The following is a 25,134-nucleotide window of genomic DNA, read 5'->3' as shown; positions in this document are numbered from 1 at the left end:
CTTACTGGTAAGATAAGCAGAAGTTTTTTATCTCCATACCTTTCCAAAGGGGCGAAGTTTTTCCTACATTGGGAAGTACAATTGACCACAGGGGCGATAAAAAAATAAGTGATCATTTTGCCAGAGGATAAGATAAGTAAACGTTTCATTTCAAGTGTCTTATCTAATCCTTTGGCTCAGGAAAAATGATCACTTATTTTTGCCCCACTACATAGCTCGATCCAGGTTTTTAAACATCAATCCTATACCTATGGAAACCTTCAACATCAATCGCAGACATTTTCTGAAAGGTGCGGCCGCAACGCTTGCGCTCAACAGCCTAGGCTTATACGGCATCGATTTGATCAACCCGCTCGCTCCTTTGCGGGTAGGACTAATTGGCGCAGGTTGGTACGGCAAAAGTGATTTGTTTCGCTTGATCCAGGTCGTGCCAGTTGAGGTAATCGCCCTTTGTGATGTAGACAAAAATATGTTGAACGCAGCCGCCAAGCTGGTTAGTCAACGCCAAAAATCGGGTAAAACGCCAAAGCTATATGGCGACTACCGCAAGATGCTGGCCGAAAATCAGCTGGACATCGTTTTGATCGGCACACCCGATCATTGGCATGCCCTGCAAGCCATCGAAGCAATTAAAGCTGGCGCCAACGTGTATGTGCAAAAGCCCATTAGTGTAGATGTGATGGAAGGCGAAGCGATGGTTGCCGCCGCCCGCAAATACAATCGGGTGGTACAAGTGGGTACTCAGCGCAAAAGTACCCCTCACCTTATCGATGCCAAAAAAAACATTGTAGATGCTGGACTGTTGGGTAAAGTATCACACGTAGAAATGTGTTGCTACTACCACATGCGCAACAACGGCAATCCACCGGTTGAACCCGTTCCAGATTTTTTTGACTACGAAATGTGGACTGGCCCTGCGCCCATGCGCCCTTACGATGGATTGCCCCACATTCGCTGGTGGCGTACGTTTATGGAATATGGCAACGGCATCATGGGGGACATGTGCGTACACATGTTTGATACCGTCCGCTGGATGCTGCATTTGGGCTGGCCCAAATCCATCGAATCGACTGGAGGAATTTACGTGCAAAAAGAAGGCAAATCCAATATTGCTGATACGCAGACTGCTGTTTTCAAGTACGATGAATTGAATTGCGTATGGCAGCACCGCAGTTGGGGTACATCATCCAACCCAGATTACCCCTGGTCATTTACCATTTATGGAGAAAAAGGAACCCTGATTGCCAGTACCATGCGCTATGATTTTATTCCAGATGGTGATGGGCAAAAAATCCACATGGATGTGGTGTACGAAAAAGAAAAATACCCCGAAGACCTGACCGAAGAACGCATTGAATTGAATGCTGCTCCGGCAACCCGTTTGCACATGCTCAATTTCCTGGAAGCCATCGACAAAAAAAGCCGGCCAGTGGCCGATATAGAGGAAGGGCATATCTCTACTGCCAGTTGCATCTTGGCCAATCTGTCCATGCAAACCGGGCGGGAACTGGTTTATAATCCAAGCAAACGACAGATCATCGGCGACAAAGAGGCCAATGCTTTGCTTCAGCGCCCTTACCGCAAACCCTGGATACACCCGAACCCGGAAAAGGTATAAACCGAAAGAACTCAGGTACAAAATAGTGGGGCGATAAAAAAATGAATACTTATTTTTTTATCGCCCCAAAAAGCAGCGCAGTTTTTTTTTTAAAAAAAATCAATTCTGATAAATCCAATTTATTCCTTCCCTTCGTATCTCATATTAGGAAACGGTTTTATTCCTTAACAGACTGCTTATCTTAAAGTACGTCTTCCTTTTTTCTTATGGTTCGGCATTTGTCACAGCGCAATTCGCACCTGCTGCTGGATGCCAATCTTATGTTCAGAGGAAACTAAAAAACCGCGTATTCATCATTTTTTAACCATAACCTATTATGCGACGTTATTCCATCTTATCCCTACTCTTCGTACTGGCGTCGTGTTTTGCCATGGCTTCCAGCCACCGCGAGGCACCCTTGATTGCCAACGATCCACTGGCGGATAATACGGATGTGTATGCTTTCCGGAGCCCGGACAAGCCAAACACCATCACGATTATTGCCAACTACATTCCAGCGGAACTGCCACATGGCGGGCCAAACTACAACACGTTTGGTGAGAACATCCGCTACGAAATCCACATCGATAACGATGCCTCCAAACCAGGCGACGAGATCGTGTACCGCTTTACCTTCAAGCGCGTGAACGAGGATCCCACCACCTTTTTCAACATTCGTTTGGGTAAACAAAACCTCAAAACCACCTACACGATGGAACGCAGCATCGATGGTGGAAAAACTTTCCAGGTTGTACTGAACAATGGTTACGTGCCTCCAGTCAACATTGGGCCACGTTCCATCAGCGGCGCGGCTGGATTGAACACGACTTACGCTTCCCTGATGCAAAAGGGAATCCAGAACAGCAGCAGCGGCGAAACGGTGTTTTGTGGCCCAGTAGACGATCCATTCTTTGTGGATTTGGGTGGTGTGTTTGACCTGGGTAATTTGCCTCGTCAAAATGGTCAGAAAGTACGAGATGGCATTGGCCAGTACAATGTGCACAGCATCGCCATTCAAGTACCCATTGCAGCTTTGCTCAAAGCAGGTGCTCCTGCCCAGCCTCGCAACATTTTGGATGCAGATTATGTGATTGGCGTGTGGGCTTCCGCCAGCCGCCGTACCCTACGTACCCTCAAAGTGGATGGCAGTGCCTCTACTGAAGAAGGAGATTGGGTTCAGGTTTCTCGCCTGGGTATGCCACTGACCAACGAAGTAGTGATTCCGATTGGCATGAAGGACTACTGGAACTCCATCACTCCTTACGACGAATTGGCAGATGTGGTTTTGGACGAGTACTTCTACAATCCAGAACTTGCCTTGTACATGGACGATTCCCGCTTTGGTGGTGCCGTTCCGGCATTTAAAAAGCTGCGCATTCAGCGTAAGTCTCTGGGTGCATTTGACTTTGGCTACGGCAAAGACGGTCTTTTTGGCCTGAAAGGCAATCCAGCCCTGGCAGGTACTGCCCTGGACGACAAGATTTTTGGCACGCTGTTGTTGCCTGGCCCTGGTAAAGCACGCTCAGTTGACCTTTGGCCTATCTTTCATACGGGAGCGCCCAACCTTGCCCCTTACCAATTGGCTACGGGCAAAAATGGCAACCCATTGGCCGCTGGCAAACCATTCATCAACAACTTCCTGCCCAACGGCGGTGATATGTTGCGCCTGAACATGGCCGTGCCCATTACCAGCCGTACCAGTGCTGATTTCAATGCATTGGGCTTGGTACAAGCTGCTGTATTGGGACTCACCGATCCTGCTTACAACAAATCTGCAGCATTGCAATTCATCCCCAATATGGATGGCTTCCCCAATGGTCGCCGCCTGGAAGATGACGTAACCCGCATTGAATTGCAAGCTGTTTCTGGCGTAGTGCTTGCCGCGATAGGCTTGTGGTACGACGATTTCAAAACCGGAGGCAGCCCAGTCACGCAGCAATTGTTGAATGTACTGACTTACAGCACTGGCGTAGATCAGAACGACAAGGCATTCCAAACTTCCTTTCCCTACGTAGCAACCCCTTGGGCAGGAACCGAAACCAATTAACACCGCCCCAACCCACGACTTTAGACGTGGGAGGCACATGGATCACCACCCCACGAATTCATTCGTGGGAGAGGCCAACATCATCACCTCACGAATTTATTCGTGAAATCATCACCCCACGAATCCATTTCGTGCGATAAAAAACAACCATGAAAAACTTTTTTAAATCCATATTCTGTCTATCCCTGCTGGCCATCAGCGTCTCGCTGTTTGCCTCCAGCCACCGGGAAGCCCCGCTGATTGCGGACGATCCTTTGGCGGACAACACCGATTTGTACGCCTTCCGCAGCCCGGATGATCCCAACATGATCACAATCATTGCAAACTATGTGCCACTGCAATTGCCTCAGGGTGGCCCCAACTACTACAACTTTGGTGAAAACGTACGCTATGAAATCCACATTGACAACAATGCGGCCATTCCTGGCGACGAAATCACTTACCGCTTCACCTTCAAGTTGGTAAATGAAGATCCGACTACGTTCTTCAACATCCGCCTGGGCAAGCAAAACTTGAAAGCGACTTACACTTTGGAGCGCAGCATCGATGGTGGCAAAAGCTTCCAGATACTGGTGAAAAACGGCATTGTACCACCCAACAACGTTGGATCTCGTTCCATCAGCAGTGCGGTAGGCTTGAATGCCCGTTATTCCGACCTGGTTGATAATGCCATTACCAAGACTTCTACAGGTGAGAAGATATTCTGCGGCCCAGCCGACGATCCTTTCTTCGTGGATTTGGGTGGAATTTTTGACCTCGGCGATGCGCCACGTCAAGGTGCTAAGGCCCGTGATGGCGTAAAATGCTTCAACGTAAGCACCATTGCCATTCAAATACCAATTAGTACGCTGCTCAAAAAAGGGGCTTTCTTTTTGCCCAAAAACATCCTGGATCCTGATTATGTAATTGGCGTTTGGGCTTCGGCCAGCCGTCCCAAATTGCGTACCCTGTCCAAAGGCAAAGAAACCCATTCTGGCGATTGGGTGCAAGTATCCCGCCTGGGTATGCCACTGACCAACGAAGCGGTGATTCCAATTGGTTACAAAGATTATTGGAATGCACTTACTCCTTACCAGGAACTTGCGGATACTGTTTTGGACAATTCATTTTACAACCCAGAGTTGGCATTGTACATGGACGATGCTTTGTTTGGTACAGCTGTACCTGCTTTGAAGCAATTGCGCATCCAACGCAAGTCACTCGGTGCTTTTGACTTTGGCTACGGCAAAGACGGCCTTTATGGCTTGAAAGGTAATCCTGCGTTGAATGGAACAGCGTTGGATGATAAGGTGTTTGGTACATTGTTGCTGCCTGGCCCAGGAAAAGCCCGCTCCGTCGATCTTTGGCCGATCTTCCACACGGGTGCTCCGAACCTCCCCCCATACCAATTGGCAACGGGCAAAGGCGGAAATCCCCTGGCGCCAGGTAAGCCTTTCATCAACAACTTTTTGCCCAATGGTGGCGACATGTTGCGCTTGAACATGGCAGTACCGCCAACCCGTCGTTCAGATCCTCGTTTCAGTTCAATGGGATTGATTCAGGCAGCGGTGTTGGGTTTGACCCATCCAAGTTACAAAGGTACCCGTAGTTTGCAGTTTATCCCAAACATGGACGGCTTCCCCAATGGTCGCCGCCTGGAGGATGACGTTACCCGCATCGAATTGCAAGCAGTGTCTGGCGTCGTATTGGCCGCGATTGGTTTGTGGTACGATGATTTTGACGGCAAAAACCCGGTTAGCCAAGACCTGATCGATGTGTTGTCTTATTCCACAGGAGTAGAGAAAAACGACATCTCCTTCAAAACCTCTTTCCCTTACGTTGCGCTGCCTTGGGCTGGCGACGGCAAATGCGGAGGAACCGAAGTCGTTTCAAATGCTACTTTGGCTGAGGCATCCACTACCGAAAGCGTGTTGATCAAAACGCCTCAAGTGATTGCTGCGGTTTTCCCAAACCCGGTTAAAGAGGAGGTAACGTTCAATGTCAAGTCTCAAGGTGCAAACCAAATTCAAATCGACTTGTACGATTTGAATGGCCGTAAGATTGCATCCATTGCTTCTAGTACGCTTTACGATGGTGAAAATACGGTTCAAGGCAAGCTTCCGCTTGGCCTGGCCAATGGCACTTACTTTGCCCGCGTAATTGATAAAAACGGGAATGTATTGCAAAATGTAAAATTGATTAAAGTCAATTAAATATCAATAGCTGGAGGGTTGAAGCATTGAAAAGCGCACGGCAAGGATAATAACACTGCTCGTCTTTTCAACGCTTCAACGCTTCAACTTTTCAACCAAACAACCATGTACCGCATCTATTATCTCCTGCTTCTCCTGATCCTTCCATTTGCTTGTGCCAAGAAGCAAGCTGATCAAGGAAATTTGACCATCAAGGACATCCCTTTGTTGCTGGATCGCAATGAAGCCATTCAAAATGGCAAAGAATGGTCAGACGTTCAAAGTGTTTATGGGCTTTCTCGGCAGGCATTACTGGCCAATCCAAAAGATTTGGAATCTGCCTTAAAGCTGGTTTACGTCTTCGTCAATGAGGCCCGCATAACTGGCGAACACGGCCATTATTACCCTGCTGCACTGAAGATGTGCGACTTTATCCTTGAAGAAGCTAGCCAGGCAAAAGACCTGAAATTTCGTACCCTTGCGGCCAAAGCAGGAGTACAACTTTCACTACACGACTTTAAGAATGCGTTGAATACGGGTACTGAAGCGATGAAACTCAACCCCTACAATGCTCAGAATTATGGGGTGTTGGTGGATGCCAACGTAGAATTAGGCCATTATGATGAGGCAGTAAAAATGGCGGATAAAATGGTATCGATTCGTCCGGATTTGCGCTCTTATGCTCGGGTGTCATACCTGCGTGAAATTCACGGGGATGTAATTGGCGCCATTGAAGCCATGCACCTTGCCGTAGATGCAGGTTTTCCTGGGCAAGAACAAACTTGCTGGGCTCGCTTGACCCTCGGCAATTTGTACAAACAATATGGCCAATTGGACGAGGCCGAAGGCCAATACCGTACCATTTTGCAAGAGCGTCCTAAATACCCCTTTGCTATTGCTGCATTGGCGGATATCGCCATCGCCCGCAAAAAGTACACTGAGGCTGAAGGCTTATTGAAAGAAGCTGCGAGCATCATCCCTGAAGTGAGTTTTTATGAAAACCTTGCCAAGTTGTACAAACTGGAAGGCAAGGAAGAGGCTTGTAAAAATACGGTACAAGAAATTTGGCCTATGCTGGCCGACGATGAAGAGCATGGCCACAATATGAACCTCGAATACGCCGAAATCTACGCCAAACTGGTTGGTGATCTGAATAAGGCGCTGAAATATGCTTTGAAAGAATACGAAATTCGCCCTGACAACATTGATGTTAACCGCAAGTTGGCACTTATTTACAAAGACATGGGCAATCCTACCAAAGCAATGGAACACTTGACCAAGGCATCAAAAACCAATTCCAAGCACCCTGATTTGAAGCAATTGGCCATTAAAGGTTGATTGATTTTGTCTACCCAACGAAAAAAGCGTCACTTCAAAAAATGAAGTGACGCTTCAATGGAGTGCTTTACTAAAATTTAATAAAACGTGTTGTATTACAGTGCAATATTTCAGGCCTTGTATTACCCAGGGGGAAAAACACTGGGGTAACTCTACTTAGAGCCAACACTCAGTATTGGACGAGGGAACCAAAAAAATTGGTAGGTCAACACTTGAGCTAGCCAGATGTATGGCATAGAACAAATGTATACAAAGGAAATAAAATAGCGCGCTAACTTTAGTTAGTTGACTTATGAAAAAGTATTTTGCTAGGGTTGGTTGTTTTATAATTAATTAATTAATAATGAAATGATTGTAGAATAAATTATTGATTAAAAAATTACTCATTCAATGTTCTCTAAATATATTTTCACCATCTCCGCCCGATTTCTGACTTGGGCTTTTTTAAACAATTTGAACAAGCGTTGCTTGATGGCACCTTCGGTGGTGTTTTCTTGAAAAGCGATCTCTTTGTTTCCCCATCCTTCGGAAATTTTTTTCATCAGTTTGATTTCCTCTTCATTGTAGGGGTCTTCGGTCGATTTGCTTTTTTGCGAAAAATAGTCCACTGCATTTTTGGTGATTTCCTGCTTCATTTCGAGGCTTTCCTCGATGATGTTTTTGATCGCAGGAATAAGCTTTTCGGTTGGATCGTGTTTCAGCAAATAGCCATCTGCACCAGCAATTATGGAATCCGCAAGTCTTCGGTCTTCAAAAGCGGTGTACATTAAAAAATGGGTGTTTGGCAATTTGAGTTTAACTTGGATCATGCCTGCAATACCACTGATTCCCGGGAGGCTGATGTCCATTACGACCAAATCTGGGTTGAGTTCCAGAATGCCTTCAACCGCGTCTTCTGCATTGGTGTAACTGGCTAGTAATTCGATGCTTTGGTCGTTGTTAAGAACGGTCTCCAGCAATTCCAGTGTTTCTTCTTCGTCGTCAACTACGATGACTTTGGTCATTTTAACGGATGTGTTCATGGTTGGCGTTTCTTGATTGATAAAATAATGTTGTTGATGCGGGTTTGCCAATTAATTTTGGGTGGCAAAATTAAAATTGTAGGTACACTCAATTGGACCAGGGTACCACTGGCTTGGGGCAACAACTGAAATGTTCCCTTGATGTTTTTCATGCGCTTGGGCATGTTGCGCAGGCCCCTTCCTTTGCGAAGGGTCTCAATATTGAGCCCGATCCCATTGTCTTGGATTTCAAACACCACAAAATTTGGCTTGAGGGAGACCCGCAAAGCTGCACGATCAGCCTTTGAATGTTTGGCCATATTGTTGAGTGTTTCCTTGATGACCAACCACACATTTTGTCGTGCTTCCGCGCCTATGCCTAAGTCTGTTCCAAACGTTGGAAGTTCAACAACTATTTCCATCCCAACGTCTTGTATGAATGCTTCTACTTTTTCGCGCACCCAGTCCAAAAATGCACTCAAGGCGAGGTACTGCTCTTCAGTTGCACGGGTGATTTCACTCATGGTACGGATTGCATCTTGAGAGCGGGTTAATATTTTTCTAAATTGCTCTTGAAGCGGTTGATCCTGAGCAGTCAGCATGGATTTTTCGCTAATGGCTTTGATGGCGGTTAGGTCTGATCCAAGGCCATCGTGCAAATCCTCCATCATCCGGTTGCGTTCAGCTTCGATCAGCTCTTGTTTGGCCATTTGAGCCTTGATCCTGAAGTTGGAGTAATACTTGAATGCCTGAAGTCCTCCCCATACCACAATGGCTGTCATCAGAACCCAGAAAAAGATGGTTTGTTGAAACGGGGGCGCAATGTAGATGCGGTAAACCAGTGGTTCTTTGGCCCAAATTCCGACTGCGCTTTTGGCGTGTAATTTAAGGGTATAGTGCCCCGCAGGTAGATTAGGGTAACGCACCTTGCCTTGGGCATTGTCGATTTTGATCCAACCTTTTTCAGCGGGTTCTAGGCGGTAGTACAATTCAACGTGTTCTGGATCGGCATATTCAATGCCTTGAAAGCGAAAGGAAATGGTATTGGAGCGGAAAGGAAGGTAGATTTTTCGTTTAATAATTGCTTTTTGCAAACTGTCTTTATGCTGCTTGATGGCATTGAATTCCAATAAGACAATTTTTGGTGCATCCTTTATCAATGATTCATGAAGTGGATCAAAACTAACCAAACCATTGCTGGTTGCAAACAGCATTTTACCGTCGTTGGTAGCCATACAAGCCTTTTGTGTAAAGGCAACATCTGGTAGACCATCCACCACACCAAAAATGCGACTTTTTTTGGTTTTGGGATCATAGCGTACCAGACCATTGTTGGTGCCTAACCACAAGCGGCCAAATTGATCTTCTAAAATACTTTGAATGGATTGCTGCGTACTCTGATCATTTGCATAAACTGCCTCCCAGGTCAGATTAGCCGTATTGATCACGTAAAGCCCATACGAACTAGCCACCCAGATTATGTTTTTATTGAGATCTTCCACGTATCCATTGATGGCACCCCTTATTTCAATTTTTTTCTTAATGATAAAACTGTCTTCCACCATTCGGCAGGCTAGAATATATTCATCATTGAATGGCAAGAAGTAAGTACCTTTTTGATCCAGGTACATGCTGTTAAAAAAGGGGAACAGATGATCCAACCCCTTGATGGCCTTTGGTTTTTGTACGGATGAAGATAAATCCACCAATCGCGCCATTTTAAAAGATCCAGCTAAGGTCTGTTGGTTTCGAAGCGTAGAAGTAAAGACAATTTGATTGGTATTTTTTCCACGATCTATCAAGTCATTGGTATTGCCATTGTACGTATACATATTAGTGGCAGTGAATAAATAAACATTGTCCTGTTTATCCAGCATAGAACTGTATACCTCAATACCTTTGAGTAATGCGGAATGATTTGGTTTGGATAAGCCATTCACTGGATCATAAACGACAAGGCCTTGTCGGATGTCGGTAAATACAATCCTCCCCGTACTTAATTTACCAATGGTGGTGATTTTTGATTTTACTTGACCAGTTGGTGATACCGTCAAAGGGAGGTATTCAAATTGATTGCGATTCAAATTGGCATAACGCAACCCCAAGCCCGGAATAGAAAGCCAAAGGTTATTATAAGGGTCTAAGTACATGTTGCGTCCCACCAGCTCAGAGTTAATTGGAGGATTGTAGGTGTGTAAGTACCAGGTTCGCAGTAAACGGTTTTTTTTAATGTGATAATCAACCAATCTCCCATCAGGCATCCAAAACAACAATTGAGCAGGACTTAAGGCGATCATATTTACCGGAACTTCGCTAGCAGGAATGCCAAGCGGAAAAACAGCTCGTTTTGAAACGGTTCCATCCATATTTCTATTTACACAATAAAGCCCAGTTGTGCTCAGTACCCAAATAGAATCTGAATTCAGAATAATAGACTTTTGAAGGCGTGAAGGCTTGAAATCAAACGCAATGGGAGGAGTATCTTTAACTATTGGATACGTCTGTCTTAATTTTTGTCCACTGTATGACCAGTCCCATATTGTTTCCAGTTGAGCTGTTTTGCTTTTATTGCCGATTAGATAACGAAACCCATCTGATTGCCGAACAATAGTATCGGAGTAATTATGCTTTTGAGTGTCAAATGTGAAAATTGCTTTCCCTATTTTTACCCATAATGTTGAGCTGTTTTTTTCAAGATGAAACACATGGTAATCTGTGTTTACTTTTTTTCCATTCCTTTCGATTTGGAAGTGGGAAAAATCATTTAAATTCGGTCGGAAGCAATTGATGGCTTCATAAGTACTAAACCAAATATTGCCAAATTTATCTTCAAAGAAATTACTTTGAATGTTTTGTCCGTAAATTGAATTGAGTGATTTATCGGGTTTGAAAACTTCTACATTTTGACCATCGAAACGATTAAGGCCATCTACAGAACTGATCCAGACAAAACCACGAGAATCCTGGAAAACGAACTCATTGACTGTTTGGGATAGCTTATTTTGACTAGTGAGCTCATGATAATACAAAACCGATTGCTGAGCCGGGAGCAAAAATCGGAACCATAAAAACAGGAATATTAATATTGCGGGCCGCTTCAATTGGTAAGTATTCAATGGTGTGAGTATAAGATAAAAACAGGGGTTGTTTTCAGACAAAATTGATCTATAGAACAACCCTTGTTTTAGCTTAAAGTGGAGGAATACAAACGTCAGGACAAGGCCATCCAGAAGATTGGGTTGCGCTTCCATCGCCTAGTGCCCTTTCTGCGGAGGCAATTGGATTCCCATTTTCATCTACTGCCCAAGTCACCAAACTGAGGGCTTTGGTTGATGACTGACTGGCTGTAGTAACAACTGCCAAATTGAATTTGACTCCTTTTGCCTCAGGATTGCTTTTTAAAAATGTCACCAATTCTTCCAGTGCAGTTACGCTAAAGAAAGCGTAATTAATTGGATCCAAATCTCCAACTTTCACCTTGATTTTTTGGTAAGCGTCCACCAATTCTTTGGCGGTTGTGAGATCGATAAGGTTTATTTCCTTACCGGTATAATTGTTTGCCATGATAATATAGATTTTATTGGAGTAAATTTATGCCTATTAATACGATGACTAAAATAACTTTAGTTACCATATATGAATTATGATTTGCCTTAGAATTATATTCTTCAATTTACATTACTTTTTCAGGATTTCCAATATTTTATCCACACTTTCTTTCAATAAAAAATAATTTAAATGGTGGCCTTTGATGTCGTAGAAGACTGGCGCAGGTTTGCGCTTGGTCGGTACGTTTTTGATGCTTTTTACCGATACCGCAATGTCGTTGGCTTCTGCATAAAATGTATTGGCAACGCCTTTGAATATTTTATTGACCAGGCGTTTTGCTTCTTCATGAACGGCCAAAAACTCATCCAAATGCCCTGCTAAAACGTAATAAGGGATTTTGGGGTCTTTGGATTGCTCCAGGTTTTTGAGAAAACGCCCCGAGTTGTTGTAATCCATTTGTTCCAGGCTGACGGTCAGTTTTTTGGAGCCATTCAGGATACCTAAAATGGTGGCAATACCGGGAATGGCCAATCCCAGATTGAGGGCAAAGGGCAGCAAAAACAACGCAGTATCGCGGTATTTGGCTACTACGGCAAGATTGGAGCCACCGTTGGGCGTACCCGCCAAAATGAGTTTGGCCACCACCTCGTTTCCGGCCAAATGCTCGATGTAATAGCGCGACATCAGCCCGCCCATGGAATGGGCCAGGATGCTGAATTTCTTGTTGAATTTGCCTTTTTTGTCGGGTTTGATGCCCACACTTGTTAGTGCGTCTTTGAGCTTGCCCGCATTGGATTCGATGGTCGAATTGAGGTTTTCATAATCGTAAGCCAGCACCAGGTCAACCAACTTGTTGTTCAATGCCTGTTGCATGGCCGCAGACATTTCGGAGGTATTGCCCACAATCCCGTGAATGACAAGCAAGATATTTTTGGCTTTGGCTACTTTGTCCTTCACTCCGGTATCGTGGTAAATAGGCTTTTCACCAGTGTATTCGATCCAACAGAGTTTGTTTTGGTTTTCAACGCCCAGCGCAACTTTAAAAAAGCACATCTTGATGGCACGCACCAAGCTGCGGGTTTTCGTTGCTTCTTCAGGCAGGGAATGGATGGAAACCTCCACCTTGCCGTTGCTGCCAGAACGGGCTTCGCCGATGGGGATAAAATCTTCGCCATCAAAAGTAAGGGGCAAAATGTATTCGCCTTCCTTGAGTTGTACATCCAACTCGATCTGGAGCGGATTGTCGCGCAGGGAAGCTTCATTTTCCGGACTGATGATTTCCAGGGTATCGGGGGTGGCCGTTGTCAAGTCACGGGAAGGGGTATCCAGGGCAAGCAGATTTTCCCAACCAAAAATTTGGGGTAGGGGAGCAGCACTGTTCAAATCACGGGTCGCATTGCCCGCTGCCGACAAGGCTACTTTGGCCTTAAAGGTATCGTGTCCTTTGATGACGATTTTTCCGTTACCAATGGGTACAGCGTTTTTACCAATTTCATTGCTGGCAGGAGAAAGTTTGAAGACTAGGGTTTTGCAAAACCAATCGTTGGCAGGGGCTTTTTTGTCCTGGTTTTTTTTGATCAACTCTCTGCCACTTGCCAGTAGATCTACACCCCTTCCTCGTTCTTTCCAGAATTCTACGGTTTCCCCCAGTTTTTCCAGTTCATCCTGTTCCAGGAGAAATTCTTCATTGATTCGGGTGGTGCTGACGATAAACTTGACGATTTCGACCCGCTCGGTTTTGCCATCGGGCAATCCAAATTCGAGGGCATTGGGCTGATAAAACTGGTCTTGAGCGGGTATTTCATCTACTGTAAGGTAATCTCCATTGAGCGACATGACTTCGTAGGCGCGGGAGAAATACAGCGCTTTATAAAACAGGGTCGCACTGGTGGCGTTTTTGAGTTCCAGATCAATGGGCAGAATGTATTTTCCATTCAGGTTTTTGTTGACCTGCACATTGATCACTTCGGTGTTGGGATTGGCAGGATCCAACACGCCAGTAGAGAGTATTTTTCCGGAATCGGTATGCTTAGCAGTGATGCTAAAAGCGTTGCGATTGAACAGGGTATTTCGGTTGGTCAAAGCAAGACTCTTTTCCCAACGGGCGATGCGTTCCAGGATTTCCAAGGCCAGGTCGAATACTTTTTCGTCGTCGTCGCCACCGATGCGTTTGATCAGGGTATTGTTTTCTTGGTTGTAGATGTCCATTACATCCGCATCCAGGTCAATGCGGTATTTGCCTCCAACTTTACCCTCAATGCATTCAAAATGGGGAGAAAGATGGGTTTGCCCTTGAGCTGTCAGGCTCTTGAGGTAAGCATCATAGCGGAGCTTGCCTTTCGGCGTGGTTTTTAAAGCAATGGCGTAAGCGGCGGCAGGAATGCTGAGCAATTGAACAGTATAGGAACGGTCCATGTCCAGCACTAGGTTGTTGTTGAGCGCTACGAAGGAATCCTGAAAACCGACGCTGATGGTGCTGGCTTGCCCGAGTTTTTGTTCCGATTGTTGATCCAAGATATCAAATACGCCTACTTTATCCAGCTCTGAAGAAAGGCCATGAATTGCGCCACAATTGACAGTCCACTGGTTTCTTTCGTTGGCACTGAGCAGGAAATTTTGCTGATTATTGCGACTTCCAGTGCCATTGTTTAAAAACTTTTGCCAGGGATCAAATCCACCAATGGCTTCAAATTGAGGATGTTGTTTTTCAACACCCCGAAACATGGATGCCTGACAACGGGTGTACAAATCCGCATAGCTTACATTGGGGTCATTGCTTAGTACTTTCAACAAATTGAAAGAAAACATGCCCCGTTGGTTTTTTAATTCAAACGCTTTTTCCTGACGGTCACAAGCCGTCAGCAAAATATGATTGGCCAGCGGCAATTGATCGCTGGTGGGTCCCTTGGGGAATGTTTTGGCAAAATACCCATCCAAATAAGAGGTATATGGGCGGGCAGGAGTGCCTTCTGGGAAAAAAAACTGACGTACTTTCCCATGGGTAATGTCGTCCAGGCCACGGGTAATGGTACCCGAATGGCAACAATCAAAAATGACGGTAAGGTGGGCTCCCTGCATTTGGATCTTGCTCAATAAAATGCGCAATTCCTTGTCAGAAAGGCAATATTTTCCAGGCAAGCCGCTGTCGTAACAAACCATTGATTCTTGCAAGCCCGAAGGATCAAGGGAATCAAATTCAGGCGCAGCTTTTTCCTGGGTACCATGACCGCTGTAATAAATCAGCACCACATCGTCTTTGCCTGCTTTGGCCAGATGCTCTGGCCCCATGTATTTGCAAATGCTTTGGTAAGTTGCGTCGGCATTGAACAAGGTTACTTCTGGGGAAAGATCAAAACTTCTGGAATAAGTCGTTTTGATGTATTCTTTAATGGTGTTGATATCGTTGCGACAACCCTCCAATGGTGGGACTTTTGAATCGGGATGGTAGGCGTCAATGGCAATAAACAGGGAATAGAGTTTTTTCATGGTTGTGGTGTTAATGGGACGTGTGATGATCGATGTGATGATTCAGTGTGGAAAAATAGTGAAAACAAATAATTTATGGCACAAATGCCCCGAATTTTCTAAAAAAAAATGGATAGTTTAGCAACGCTTTCTACATATTGATTGTATTGGTCATAAAACATTCTTGAGCTCATATGGATAACCCTGAATTGGCCAACATTCTGGAAGGATGCCGACGTAAAGATCGTGCAGCCCAAAAGGAGCTGTATAGGCAGTTCTATGGCTATGCCATGTCGGTATGTTTGAGGTATTGTGATTTTGAAGATGAAGCGATTGAAGTAGCCAATGATGCTTTTCTAAAAGTATTTCTCAATATTCAGCGCTACGATCCCAATAAGCCGTTTAAGCCCTGGTTTCGAAGGATTCTGATTAATACCGCGCTCAACCACATCAAGAAAAAACAGAAACTAAAAATAAGCACACTGATGGACACTGAATATAATATTCCGGATACCGAAGAAATCCTCGCCAGGCTGGGTTTTCAGGAGTTGATGGCGTTGGTACGGTCGCTGTCCACAGCTTATCGTACCGTATTCAATTTATACGTTTTGGATGGATTTAGCCACGAGGAAATATCCCAGGAACTGGGCATCTCAGTAGGTACCTCCAAATCGAATCTGTCCAAAGCACGTGAACGTTTGCGTCAAATGATTTTGCAGCAGATGCAGGAATAAATTACACTGGTTGCCATGAAGGATTTTGTAGATGATTTGTACAGGCGGGCTTCAGAAGATCCAGACATTCCTTTCAATGAGTTGGCTTGGGAACGTATGGAGCAAAAATTGGCATTTGCGGAGCGCAAGCGCCGGCTGGTATTCCTATGGTTTCTCTTTTCGTTGCTTTTCGTATTGGGTATTGGACTGATTTGGGGTACTCAAATTATCTCCCGAAATCAGGAACCCCAATTAATCGAAAATCATGCCCCGATTGCCAAGAAATCACCAATAGAGGTGCCGTCCAATACGCTTACTTTTGAAAATCCAAAAGGGAAACAGGCAAACAAGGAAAAAATGGTGGAAGAGAAGGTAACATCTTCAAAAATTGACTTGGTTAGCTCCAAATCTACCGAAAACAATAAAAAAAATAGCAAAAAGCAGCATTCTATTGCTACAGATCATATTGTTAAAACCCCTTTATCAGTGAATAGTTTCCGACAGCAGGATTCTAAACAACTACCTAAGCAAAGCTCAATCACTGTATCCATTATTGATGCGTTCAATAAAAAGGATACTGTTATTCCTTCCGAGAACCTTGCTGTTTTTTTGAATTCTCCTGAAAATGAATTGATTAAAATGAATTCAGCTGGAACAGATTCTCCTATTTATGAAGAATTTCCAGTATTCAATCCTTTGGCACAAGTTTGGCCAGAAACACCACTTCGATCCAATTCTTTTGTTGCTGAAAAGGTATTGCCAATTGTTGAATACCCTTTTTCTGATCCATCCCCAATTAAGCCTGTAAAAGCCAACAGTTGGGGGGTAGGCCTGATGGCGGGTTCAGATCTGGCCGCAGTAAATGCCAATGGCAGCACTGCTTATGGCTACAATGGGGGCATCGCAGTGGATTTTCGATTGGGCCGAAGATTGGTTTTTCAGGCATCAGGGCAGTACCTGATCAAAAACTACATCGCCGATCAGCGGGAATACGTTGCACCTAAAGGATTTTGGCAGGCTAAAGCATATCCTATCTATACCGATGGCACTTGTGACATGCTTCAATGGAGCTTCGATGTTCGCTACAATTTGATCGCAACGCCCAAATGGAATTCCTTCGTCTCACTGGGTTCTTCTTCCTGGACGATCTTGAAGGAACAGTATGATTTTAAATACAAGTCCTATACGCACGGTCAAGTCAATGATTGGGAAAGTACCCAAGACAAGAACTATTGGCTTGCCTTGTCTCAATTTGGAGTTGGGGTTGAACATACCATTCGCCCTGGCCTCAGTCTGCAACTCAGCTGGTTTGGTCAAAAACCTTTCCAAGGGGTTGGAAATGGCAATGTGAAAATTTATTCCAGTGGCTTGAGCATTATGGTGCACAAGCAATTGGGGAAGATTGAGAGGTAGGGCTTAGATTTAGGCGGCCATACATGAAAAAAATGGTCGTTGGACGGCCGCAAGGGCCTGAAATGGAAAATTGGACGGCCACATAGGGCCGTCACCTACAGGTCTTTCATGGACAATTGGACGCGCTTCCGGGCAATGTCGACTTCCACAATTCGAACATTTACTTCCTGTCGCAACGTTACCACATCCATCGGATTTTTCACAAAACGATTGGCCATTTGGGACACGTGCACCAGGCCTTTTTCTTTAATGCCAATGTCGATAAACGCGCCAAAATTGGTGATGTTTTCTACAATACCTGGCAAAACCATGCCTTCCCGCAGGTCTTCGATGCTGCGTACGTTGCCAAAATCAAAAGACTTTGCGGTACCCCGAGGGTCGAGACCCGGTTTTTCCAATTCCTTCAGGATGTCTTGCAGGGTAGGTAAGCCTACCTTATCAGAAACGTAGCGTTTAAGTTCTACCCGTTTGCGCAATTGCGCATTGCTGATCAGGTCTTGTACGGTACAAGCCAGGTCTTTGGCCATTTGCTCCACGATGTGGTAGCTTTCCGGGTGTACTGCGGTATTGTCCAATGGATTTTTTGCACCCCGAATGCGCAAAAATCCTGCACATTGTTCGAATGCTTTATCGCCCAAGCGCGCCACTTTTTTCAACTGGCTGCGGGTATTGAACGCGCCATTTTCGGCACGGTACTCTACAATGTTTTTGGCAATGGCCGGGCCAAGTCCAGAAACGTAGGTCAGCAGGTGTTTGCTGGCCGTATTGAGGTTGACTCCAACACTGTTCACACAACTTTCTACCACCAGATCCAGGCTCTCTTTGAGTTGGTTTTGGTTAACATCGTGTTGGTATTGTCCAACCCCGATGGACTTGGGGTCGATTTTCACCAATTCAGCCAATGGATCCATCAAGCGGCGACCAATCGAAACGGCTCCCCGTACAGTGACATCATGATCCGGGAATTCTTCTCGCGCCACATCCGAGGCCGAATAAATAGAAGCCCCCGCTTCGTTGACCATAAATACCTCTACGGAATGGTTGAAAGGGATACTTCGGCAAAGATCCATGGTTTCGCGGCCAGCGGTACCATTGCCTACGGCGATGGCATCGATGCCGTATTTGTCTACCAAATGACCAATGGTTTTGCGGGCACCCGCTTCGTCTGATTGGGGCGGGTGGGGGTAAATGGCCAGGTTTTCCTGCAAATTGCCATTGTCGTCCAGGATCACCAATTTGCAGCCGGTGCGAAAACCGGGGTCAAGTCCCATCACGTGTTTTTGTCCCAGTGGCGCAGCCAAAAGCAGTTGGCGCAGGTTTTGGGTAAACACATCGATGGCTTCTTTATCGGCCTTTTCTTTGGAAATATTGCGAAACTCGGTTTCGATAGATGGTACCAAAAGGCGCTCGTAACTGTCGTGAATGGCGGCTTTGACTTGCTCGGCGCTGGCGCCATTCCCTTTCAGAAAACGTTTGTCCAGTTGAAATACGGCATCCTCTTCGTCTTCAGGCACGATCAATACGCGAAGAAAGCCTTCTTCTTCCCCACGGCGCATGGCCAACAAGCGGTGGGAAGGGCACTTGTTCAGAGACTCTGAAAAGTCAAAATAGTCTTTGTATTTGTCGCCTTCCTTTTCTTTGCCACGGGCTACTTTGGATTGCACAATGGCGGTTTTGGAAAAAACGCGGCGCAGCAAGTTGCGGCCTTCTTCACTTTCACTGACCATTTCGGCAATGATGTCGCGGGCACCCGCCAGCGCTTCTTCGGAGCTGGGTACTTCATCGCTGAGGTAATTACCAGCCAGAATTTCGGGATCGTCGGTGTGGCGTTGTTCAAACAGGCGCAAAGCCAGAGGCTCCAGTCCTTTTTCACGGGCTACTGAAGCGCGGGTCTTTTTCTTGCGCTTGTAGGGCAAGTAGATGTCTTCCAGTTCGGTGGGGTTGTAGCAACTTTGGATGCGCTGACGCAGTTCGTCGGTGAGTTTGCCCTGCTCGGCAATGGAACTGAGCACGCTTTCTTTGCGTTTCTCCAGTTCATCGTATTTCTTGTGTTCCCGTTGAATTTCAGCAATTTGCACCTCGTCCAATTCACCAGTAGCTTCTTTGCGGTAGCGGGAGATAAACGGAATTGTGGATCCCTCATCCAAAAGCTGAATGGTGTTTTTGATTTTACCCAGGGCAATACCCGTAGATTGGGCGATCAATTCGAGGTGTTTGTTGCTACTCATCGATTTCTGGCTTAGCAACGCAGAAAAATTAACTTTCCGATTTTGGCTTTTGAATAGGAAGTCGAACGGTTCATTTCAAGTGAGCTTCCTATTCAAAAGCCTCCCAAAAAATCGGGAAGTAATTTTTTGCGTCAGACTTATGACTTTTTTAGGACGACAAATATACGAACTCCAACTCGAAATAAAACAAAATTGGACTAGAATTTTGCGTTTGATATTTTTTCTTGTAAATTTGAAAAGAATAGTGAAGATGAATGAATAAAAAAACGAGAACAATGCATGGAACAGCTTGCTGCTCTAAGCCAACAAAAGGTAGCACAGCGTCCATCCCCCCCGTTACCAACAAGACAATACAGCCTAGCTGATATCAAAAAATCATTACTTTTCATCAAAAATGCTTAAATTTGATTCAGAATCATGTCTAATTTCGAGTGGGACGAGAATAAAAATAGGTCGAATCAGCAAAAACATGGCATCCCTTTTGAAGAGGCCAAAGACGTTTTTGATGACGATAACGCTGTCGCTTATCCTGGACACGATAAAGACGGTGAAAACAGAATTTTGTTGGTTGGAAAGACGCTTGGCAGATTTATCATTGCGGTTGTGTTTACCATGAGGAAACAAATTTACAGGATAATTTCTGCAAGACAAGCGCGAAAAGAAGAGGTGCGAGATTACATTGCAAACAAATTTCAAAATCTGGACGATGAATCAGGAAATTAATGTTGATTCTGCCATTGATCTGCTAAAATCTGGCGGCAACTTGGAACACATTATTATTTCTGACCTGGCTACATCAAAGGTCCGAATGATTGATGCGTTGCTGCTTGCTAGAAACGGTTGTGTTGTTCCTGACGGCAATATTGTTTATGACGATGACCAAATTCAGTATGACCCGGATTTTGACGACGTGATTTGGGGGCGACCTGTTCCTTTCAAGAAATTGAAACAAACATTGGAAACAGGCAGTCAATTGACGGAATCAGCGGAGTTGGTTGTGAAATTGCAGATAAAAAGTGCTGACATGAAGCAGTGGTTAGCAAAAAATGGAGATCAGATTAACTTGGTAGTAAGTGGATTGCTCGAAAGTATGTATAAAGCAGAGAAGTTAGCCAAACCATAATCATGACATGGTCAAAAAGAATTTTGGCATTCTCTACGAGACAAAATCTTATTGCAACTCCCTTCATCCTCACATCTTCACCACATTCTGCATCCAAACCCCTTTATCTGTTTCCACCCGAGCAAAATACATCCCCGCCGGAAGTCTACTCAAGTCCAAGGTCGCTTCGCGATTGTTGAGGATTTGAATGTCAGCATTTTGAATGAGCGCTCCACTGGCATTACTCAACTGAATGCGCCGGATGCTTCCGGCTCGCGTTTCTACCACCAATCTGGCCTGATCGGTGGTAGGGTTGGGATACAGCGTGAATCCACCCTTTACAACCTCTTGGGTACTTACCGTTAAGCCGTTGGTTTTGGCGATCAGCCACAATTGTGGATCAAATTGCACCTTATTGATTTTGAAACCGGGGTAAACCGTGAATTCTTGACCTGAAAACGTGTGCTCCAATCGTGCCAGGTACGTTTTGCCATCTGCGCTGGTTAATTGAATGGGAACGGGCATTTCAAAGAAATTCACCGATGCATTGGAAGTAGTCTGATTGATTTTGATGACCACTTTTTGGTCAGCATCTTGCCGTGCGCTGATCTGGTAAGTCGGGTAGCCCTGACCATAATACCAATCCTTAAAAAACTCGGTCAGATCCTGCTTGCCTGCCGCTTCCAAATGTGCTTTGAACTGGGGCGTTTTGGCAAAACCATATTCATGTTCGGGCGCTTTCAGGTAATTGCGTACGCCTTGAAAAAAGGCTTGATCGCCCAATTTCCAGCGGAGCATGTGCAGCACCATGGCTCCTTTGTTGTAAGACAGGCGACTGCTAAAAATGCTGTTTACACTGCTGGTATCGGTCACGAAAACACTGCCCCCCGGGCTACTCAGCACGCTGTTGATGCGGCCACTTTTAAAGCCGTACCAATTGCTGGGTTGCAAAAATTCATAAGCCAGGCCAGAGAGATAAGTGGCAAAACCTTCGTTGAGCCAAATATCAGACCAAGAGCCACAAGTTGTATGGTCGCCAAACCATTGATGCGCCAATTCGTGCGCCAATAATTCATAACCATAACTGACTACAAAAGTCATGGTTTGGTGTTCCATTCCGCCGCCCCAACCGAATTGGGCGTGACCGTATTTTTCTTTGTAAAAAGGGTAGTCTACAAAAAGGGAATCATACAACTCTATAACCGGGATCAGGTTTTTGGTGCCGATTTGGGCATTGGCTTTGCTTTCGGGGTAGACGTAGTTTTCAATGGGCATGCGGCGCTTTTGTAAATCGGCAAAATCGGTATACCGATCGTAGTTGGTTACCGCAAATGCAACGAGGTAATTGGCGATAGGGTAGCGGTGTTTCCAATGAAAAATTTTGTTGTCGCCGATGGTTTTTTCTTCCACCAAAAGCCCGTTGCCAGCGGCAACATAGGCTTTGGAGCAGGTGACATAAGTATCAAGAGAATCGATTTTGTCGGTTAGGGTTTGTTTGCAAGGCCACCAATCGCGGGCGCCATAAGGTTCAGATAGTGTCCAGATGACCGGAACGCCATTGTGGGTGGTTTGCTCAAAAGAGCCAAAGCCATTATCAGCAGGGGCGCCTTGCCAAAAGATGGTCAACGAATCCAGTACTGCCTTACCCAAAGCTTTGGGAAGGTTGATCTTCAACACCATATCGGTGTGGGTAAAGGTGGTTTTTTTGCCGTGGTACAGCACCGAATCTACGCGCAGGGGTTGATTGAGGTCGAAATAAATGGCCGCAAAATTGGCCTCCAAGGTCTTGAAGTATGTGGTGATGTTGCCTTTGATGTAGCGAATGGCTGGGTCGATGGTCAGTGCCATGCGGTGGTACGTTACATTGTAATTCCCACTTGGCGCAACCTCCGGGCTGAGCAACCCCGCAGTATAAGACTTGGCTTCTGCTTCAGCAATCTCGTTGATGGTATTGGGGTTGAAGTCAAGGGTTTGAGCAAAAACCGCAAAAGATGCTACAATCAGAAACAAACTTAAAACCAAAATTTTCATAGTACTTCTTTAACCTGCTGAGTTAATTCTCAATCGAAATGTAAAACTACCCGATTTGGATAAAAGTTGCAGCATGGGTTTGGTCAATTGAACAACACTTTTCACAAAAAAACTCCTGCCCAAATCATGGACAGGAGTTTTTTGCACTAAAAACTGTGCTTGCGCGAAAGGTAAACCTCAATGACTAGAACACTTTCGCTGGGGTATCTTTCTCCAGTTTAGATTCCTGGAGCATTTCTTTTTTCTCGTCTTTTTGACCAATTCCTTCCGTTTTGGCAAAACGCGCACCAAGGATTGGAGCAATTGACAAACCAACCAGACAAGTCAGTTTGATCAGGATGTTCATAGAAGGACCAGACGTATCTTTGAAAGGGTCGCCCACTGTGTCGCCGATTACAGCGGCTTTGTGTGGCTCAGATCCTTTGTAGTACATCTGACCGTCGATTTCAACACCTTTTTCGAAAGATTTCTTGGCATTGTCCCATGCACCACCGGCATTGGATTGGAAAATGGCCCACATTACACCTGAAACGGTAACACCAGCCATGTAACCACCCAGTGCTTCTGGTCCCAACAAGAAACCAATTACGATAGGGGTAACGATGGTGATCAAACCAGGAATGGTCATTTCACGGATGGCCGCTTTGGTCGAGATGTCTACGCAACGTCCGTAATCAGGCTTGCCCGTTCCTTCCATGATGCCAGGGATTTCGCGGAACTGGCGGCGTACTTCCTGTACCATCGCCATCGCAGCGCGGCCTACGGCACGCATCGCAAACGCAGAGAAAACCACTGGAATCATACCACCTACAAACAACGCAGAAAGTACATCTGCCTTGAAGATGTTGATGCCATCAATTTTTGTGAAGTTGACGTATGCCGCAAACAAACCCAACGCGGTCAAAGCCGCTGAAGCAATGGCAAAACCTTTGCCAATCGCAGCAGTTGTGTTGCCTACCGCATCCAGGATATCGGTACGTTCGCGTACTTCTTTGGGCAGTTCGCTCATTTCAGCGATACCACCAGCGTTGTCGGCAATCGGGCCAAATGCGTCGATGGCCAATTGCATTGCTGTAGTGGCCATCATACCGGAAGCAGCAAGGGCTACACCGTAGAAGCCAGCCAAAGAATAGGTAACGAAGATTGCAATGGCAAACAAAATCACTGGCAATGCAGTAGAAAGCATACCCTGTGCCAAACCTTCGATGATGTTGGTAGCGGGACCAGTAGAAGAACGCTGAATGATGTCGTTCACTGGCTTTTTGCCCATGGCAGTATAGTATTCGGTGATGATCGAGATCAATCCACCTACAACCAGACCAACCAACACGGCATAAAATACATTGATGGAGGAGATCGTTCTGATTCCTTCACCAAAAAAGTTAATGTTGATTTCAGCAGGAAGCATCCAGGTAATCACCGGATAAGCCACCACACCAGTCAGGATGATGGAACCCCAGTTGCCACGGTTGAGCGCATTTTGCACCGTTTGAGAAGTTGCATTGCCTTCTCCAACCCGTACCAACAAGCTACCGATCATGGAGAGCACAATGCCCAAACCAGCAATCAGCATCGGCAATAAAATGGGGCCAATGCCTCCGAATGCATCGCTTGCTACCGCAGGATTGTCTTTAATGAGGTAGTTTCCAAGTACCATCGCTGCCAAAACGGTGGCAACATAAGACCCAAAAAGGTCGGCACCCATCCCGGCTACGTCACCCACATTGTCGCCCACGTTGTCGGCGATGGTGGCAGGGTTGCGGGGATCATCTTCAGGGATACCTGCTTCAACTTTACCTACGAGGTCGGCACCTACGTCTGCAGCTTTGGTGTAAATACCGCCGCCTACGCGTGCAAACAAAGCGATTGACTCAGCGCCCAAAGAGAAACCTGCCAATACTTCCAAAACGCGCTCCATTTCCTCTACGCTGGTCATTTGACCACCCATGAACAGGTTGTAGAAGAAAATGAAAAAGGCACTCAAACCCAACACTGCCAAACCTGCAACGCCCATACCCATGACGGTACCTCCGGCGAAAGAGACTTTTAAGGCTTGGGCCAAGCTCGTTTTTGCGGCCTGAGTGGTGCGAACGTTTGCTTTGGTTGCAATGCGCATCCCAAAAAAGCCAGCCAAAGCTGAGAAACTTGCCCCGAATATAAAGGCGACAAAGATCAACCAACTTGAATTTTCAACCATTTGGGATTGCAGGATCAACAATGCACTGGCGATCACTGCAAAGATAGCCAAGCGACTGTACTCCGCTTTCAAAAAAGCCATGGCTCCATCCGCGATGGCTGAAGCAATTTCTTGCATTTTTTCTCCACCTGCATCCTGCTTGGTCACCCATGAGGATAAAAAGGCCATGTATAGCAGAGCCAAAACACCAAAACCTGGTAGTAAGTACACTAAGGATTCCATAGAAGTGTGCGATACTTTTGCGAGTTAATTTGTAAGCACTTAGCTGCCTGAATGGGCTAA

The 25,134-nt window shown here is 45.6% G+C and carries 15 protein-coding genes; 8 read left to right on the top strand and 7 right to left on the bottom strand.

Annotation, left to right across the window (positions count from 1 at the left end; translation table 11 throughout):
* Positions 1-250: 250 nt before the first annotated feature.
* The 4 genes from ABW391_RS03210 (at position 251) to ABW391_RS03195 (ending at position 7,153) form a co-directional block, all read left to right on the top strand.
* The gene (locus ABW391_RS03210; protein ID WP_353480382.1) at positions 251-1,618 is read left to right on the top strand and encodes a Gfo/Idh/MocA family oxidoreductase; all 1,368 of its coding nucleotides are present in this window, start codon (positions 251-253) and stop codon (positions 1,616-1,618) included.
* A gap of 316 nt (positions 1,619-1,934) precedes the next feature.
* Positions 1,935-3,644: a DUF4331 domain-containing protein gene (locus ABW391_RS03205; protein WP_353480381.1), complete on the top strand. Its 1,710-nt coding sequence runs from the start codon at positions 1,935-1,937 to the stop codon at positions 3,642-3,644.
* 149 nt (positions 3,645-3,793) lie between these two features.
* The gene (locus ABW391_RS03200) at positions 3,794-5,836 is read left to right on the top strand and encodes a T9SS type A sorting domain-containing protein (RefSeq protein ID WP_353480380.1); all 2,043 of its coding nucleotides are present in this window, start codon (positions 3,794-3,796) and stop codon (positions 5,834-5,836) included.
* Positions 5,837-5,941: 105 nt separating this feature from the next.
* Positions 5,942-7,153, top strand: a complete 1,212-nt coding sequence (locus ABW391_RS03195; protein WP_353480379.1) for a tetratricopeptide repeat protein — start codon at positions 5,942-5,944, stop codon at positions 7,151-7,153.
* Positions 7,154-7,536: 383 nt separating this feature from the next.
* Here the strand turns inward: ABW391_RS03195 and ABW391_RS03190 are convergent, their stop codons facing one another.
* The 4 genes from ABW391_RS03190 to ABW391_RS03175 all read right to left on the bottom strand — a co-directional run bounded on the left by ABW391_RS03190 (position 7,537) and on the right by ABW391_RS03175 (position 15,189).
* Positions 7,537-8,175, bottom strand: a complete 639-nt coding sequence (locus tag ABW391_RS03190; protein WP_353480378.1) for a response regulator — start codon at positions 8,173-8,175, stop codon at positions 7,537-7,539.
* On the bottom strand, positions 8,172-10,520 hold the full coding sequence (locus ABW391_RS03185) for a sensor histidine kinase (RefSeq protein ID WP_353480377.1): 2,349 nt from the start codon (positions 10,518-10,520) through the stop codon (positions 8,172-8,174). Before ABW391_RS03185 ends, ABW391_RS03190 begins: the two co-directional genes overlap by 4 nt.
* Positions 10,521-11,343: 823 nt before the next feature.
* Entirely contained in the window at positions 11,344-11,718 is a 375-nt protein-coding gene (locus tag ABW391_RS03180; protein WP_353480376.1) for a hypothetical protein, read from the bottom strand.
* A 114-nt stretch (positions 11,719-11,832) separates the two neighbouring features.
* Positions 11,833-15,189 (bottom strand): DUF7379 domain-containing protein, encoded by a 3,357-nt coding sequence (locus ABW391_RS03175; protein ID WP_353480375.1) that lies wholly within the window; start codon positions 15,187-15,189, stop codon positions 11,833-11,835.
* A 173-nt stretch (positions 15,190-15,362) separates the two neighbouring features.
* Here ABW391_RS03175 and ABW391_RS03170 point away from each other — a divergent pair, with 173 nt between their 5' ends.
* Both ABW391_RS03170 and ABW391_RS03165 read left to right on the top strand, forming a co-directional pair.
* The gene (locus ABW391_RS03170; protein WP_353480374.1) at positions 15,363-15,902 is read left to right on the top strand and encodes an RNA polymerase sigma factor; all 540 of its coding nucleotides are present in this window, start codon (positions 15,363-15,365) and stop codon (positions 15,900-15,902) included.
* A gap of 15 nt (positions 15,903-15,917) precedes the next feature.
* On the top strand, positions 15,918-17,294 hold the full coding sequence (locus ABW391_RS03165; RefSeq protein WP_353480373.1) for a hypothetical protein: 1,377 nt from the start codon (positions 15,918-15,920) through the stop codon (positions 17,292-17,294).
* 95 nt (positions 17,295-17,389) lie between these two features.
* Here ABW391_RS03165 and ABW391_RS03160 read toward each other — a convergent pair whose 3' ends face one another.
* Positions 17,390-19,522, bottom strand: a complete 2,133-nt coding sequence (locus ABW391_RS03160; RefSeq protein ID WP_353480372.1) for a Tex family protein — start codon at positions 19,520-19,522, stop codon at positions 17,390-17,392.
* A 417-nt stretch (positions 19,523-19,939) separates the two neighbouring features.
* Between ABW391_RS03160 and ABW391_RS03155 the strand changes: the two genes are divergently transcribed.
* Both ABW391_RS03155 and ABW391_RS03150 read left to right on the top strand, forming a co-directional pair.
* Positions 19,940-20,245: a BrnT family toxin gene (locus ABW391_RS03155; RefSeq protein ID WP_353480371.1), complete on the top strand. Its 306-nt coding sequence runs from the start codon at positions 19,940-19,942 to the stop codon at positions 20,243-20,245.
* Positions 20,229-20,645 (top strand): hypothetical protein, encoded by a 417-nt coding sequence (locus ABW391_RS03150; protein WP_353480370.1) that lies wholly within the window; start codon positions 20,229-20,231, stop codon positions 20,643-20,645. Before ABW391_RS03155 ends, ABW391_RS03150 begins: the two co-directional genes overlap by 17 nt.
* A 69-nt stretch (positions 20,646-20,714) precedes the next feature.
* Here ABW391_RS03150 and ABW391_RS03145 read toward each other — a convergent pair whose 3' ends face one another.
* Together ABW391_RS03145 and ABW391_RS03140 are read right to left on the bottom strand one after the other, a co-directional pair.
* Positions 20,715-22,655 carry a M1 family metallopeptidase gene (locus ABW391_RS03145; protein ID WP_353480369.1) on the bottom strand — a complete coding sequence of 647 codons (1,941 nt, stop codon included), beginning with the start codon at positions 22,653-22,655 and terminating at the stop codon, positions 20,715-20,717.
* 184 nt (positions 22,656-22,839) lie between these two features.
* A complete protein-coding gene (locus tag ABW391_RS03140; protein ID WP_353480368.1) occupies positions 22,840-25,074 on the bottom strand; it encodes a sodium-translocating pyrophosphatase in 2,235 nt (744 codons plus the stop codon).
* Between the last annotated feature and the right edge of the window lie 60 nt (positions 25,075-25,134).

This window comes from Haliscomenobacter sp. (assembly GCF_040403615.1).
Lineage (GTDB): Bacteria > Bacteroidota > Bacteroidia > Chitinophagales > Saprospiraceae > Haliscomenobacter.
Note: the sequence above shows the minus strand (reverse complement) of the source record. Positions and strands in the feature narration are given on the sequence as shown.

Coding starts and splice junctions, on each gene's coding strand:
- ABW391_RS03195 (WP_353480379.1), top strand. CDS start 5,942: ATGTACCGCATCTATTATCTCCTGCTTCTCCTGATCCTTCCATTTGCT.
- ABW391_RS03160 (WP_353480372.1), bottom strand. CDS start 19,522: ATGAGTAGCAACAAACACCTCGAATTGATCGCCCAATCTACGGGTATT.
- ABW391_RS03140 (WP_353480368.1), bottom strand. CDS start 25,074: ATGGAATCCTTAGTGTACTTACTACCAGGTTTTGGTGTTTTGGCTCTG.
- ABW391_RS03190 (WP_353480378.1), bottom strand. CDS start 8,175: ATGAACACATCCGTTAAAATGACCAAAGTCATCGTAGTTGACGACGAA.
- ABW391_RS03185 (WP_353480377.1), bottom strand. CDS start 10,520: ATGGATGGAACCGTTTCAAAACGAGCTGTTTTTCCGCTTGGCATTCCT.
- ABW391_RS03170 (WP_353480374.1), top strand. CDS start 15,363: ATGGATAACCCTGAATTGGCCAACATTCTGGAAGGATGCCGACGTAAA.
- ABW391_RS03205 (WP_353480381.1), top strand. CDS start 1,935: ATGCGACGTTATTCCATCTTATCCCTACTCTTCGTACTGGCGTCGTGT.
- ABW391_RS03175 (WP_353480375.1), bottom strand. CDS start 15,189: ATGAAAAAACTCTATTCCCTGTTTATTGCCATTGACGCCTACCATCCC.
- ABW391_RS03200 (WP_353480380.1), top strand. CDS start 3,794: ATGAAAAACTTTTTTAAATCCATATTCTGTCTATCCCTGCTGGCCATC.
- ABW391_RS03150 (WP_353480370.1), top strand. CDS start 20,229: ATGAATCAGGAAATTAATGTTGATTCTGCCATTGATCTGCTAAAATCT.
- ABW391_RS03145 (WP_353480369.1), bottom strand. CDS start 22,655: ATGAAAATTTTGGTTTTAAGTTTGTTTCTGATTGTAGCATCTTTTGCG.
- ABW391_RS03180 (WP_353480376.1), bottom strand. CDS start 11,718: ATGGCAAACAATTATACCGGTAAGGAAATAAACCTTATCGATCTCACA.
- ABW391_RS03155 (WP_353480371.1), top strand. CDS start 19,940: ATGTCTAATTTCGAGTGGGACGAGAATAAAAATAGGTCGAATCAGCAA.
- ABW391_RS03165 (WP_353480373.1), top strand. CDS start 15,918: ATGAAGGATTTTGTAGATGATTTGTACAGGCGGGCTTCAGAAGATCCA.
- ABW391_RS03210 (WP_353480382.1), top strand. CDS start 251: ATGGAAACCTTCAACATCAATCGCAGACATTTTCTGAAAGGTGCGGCC.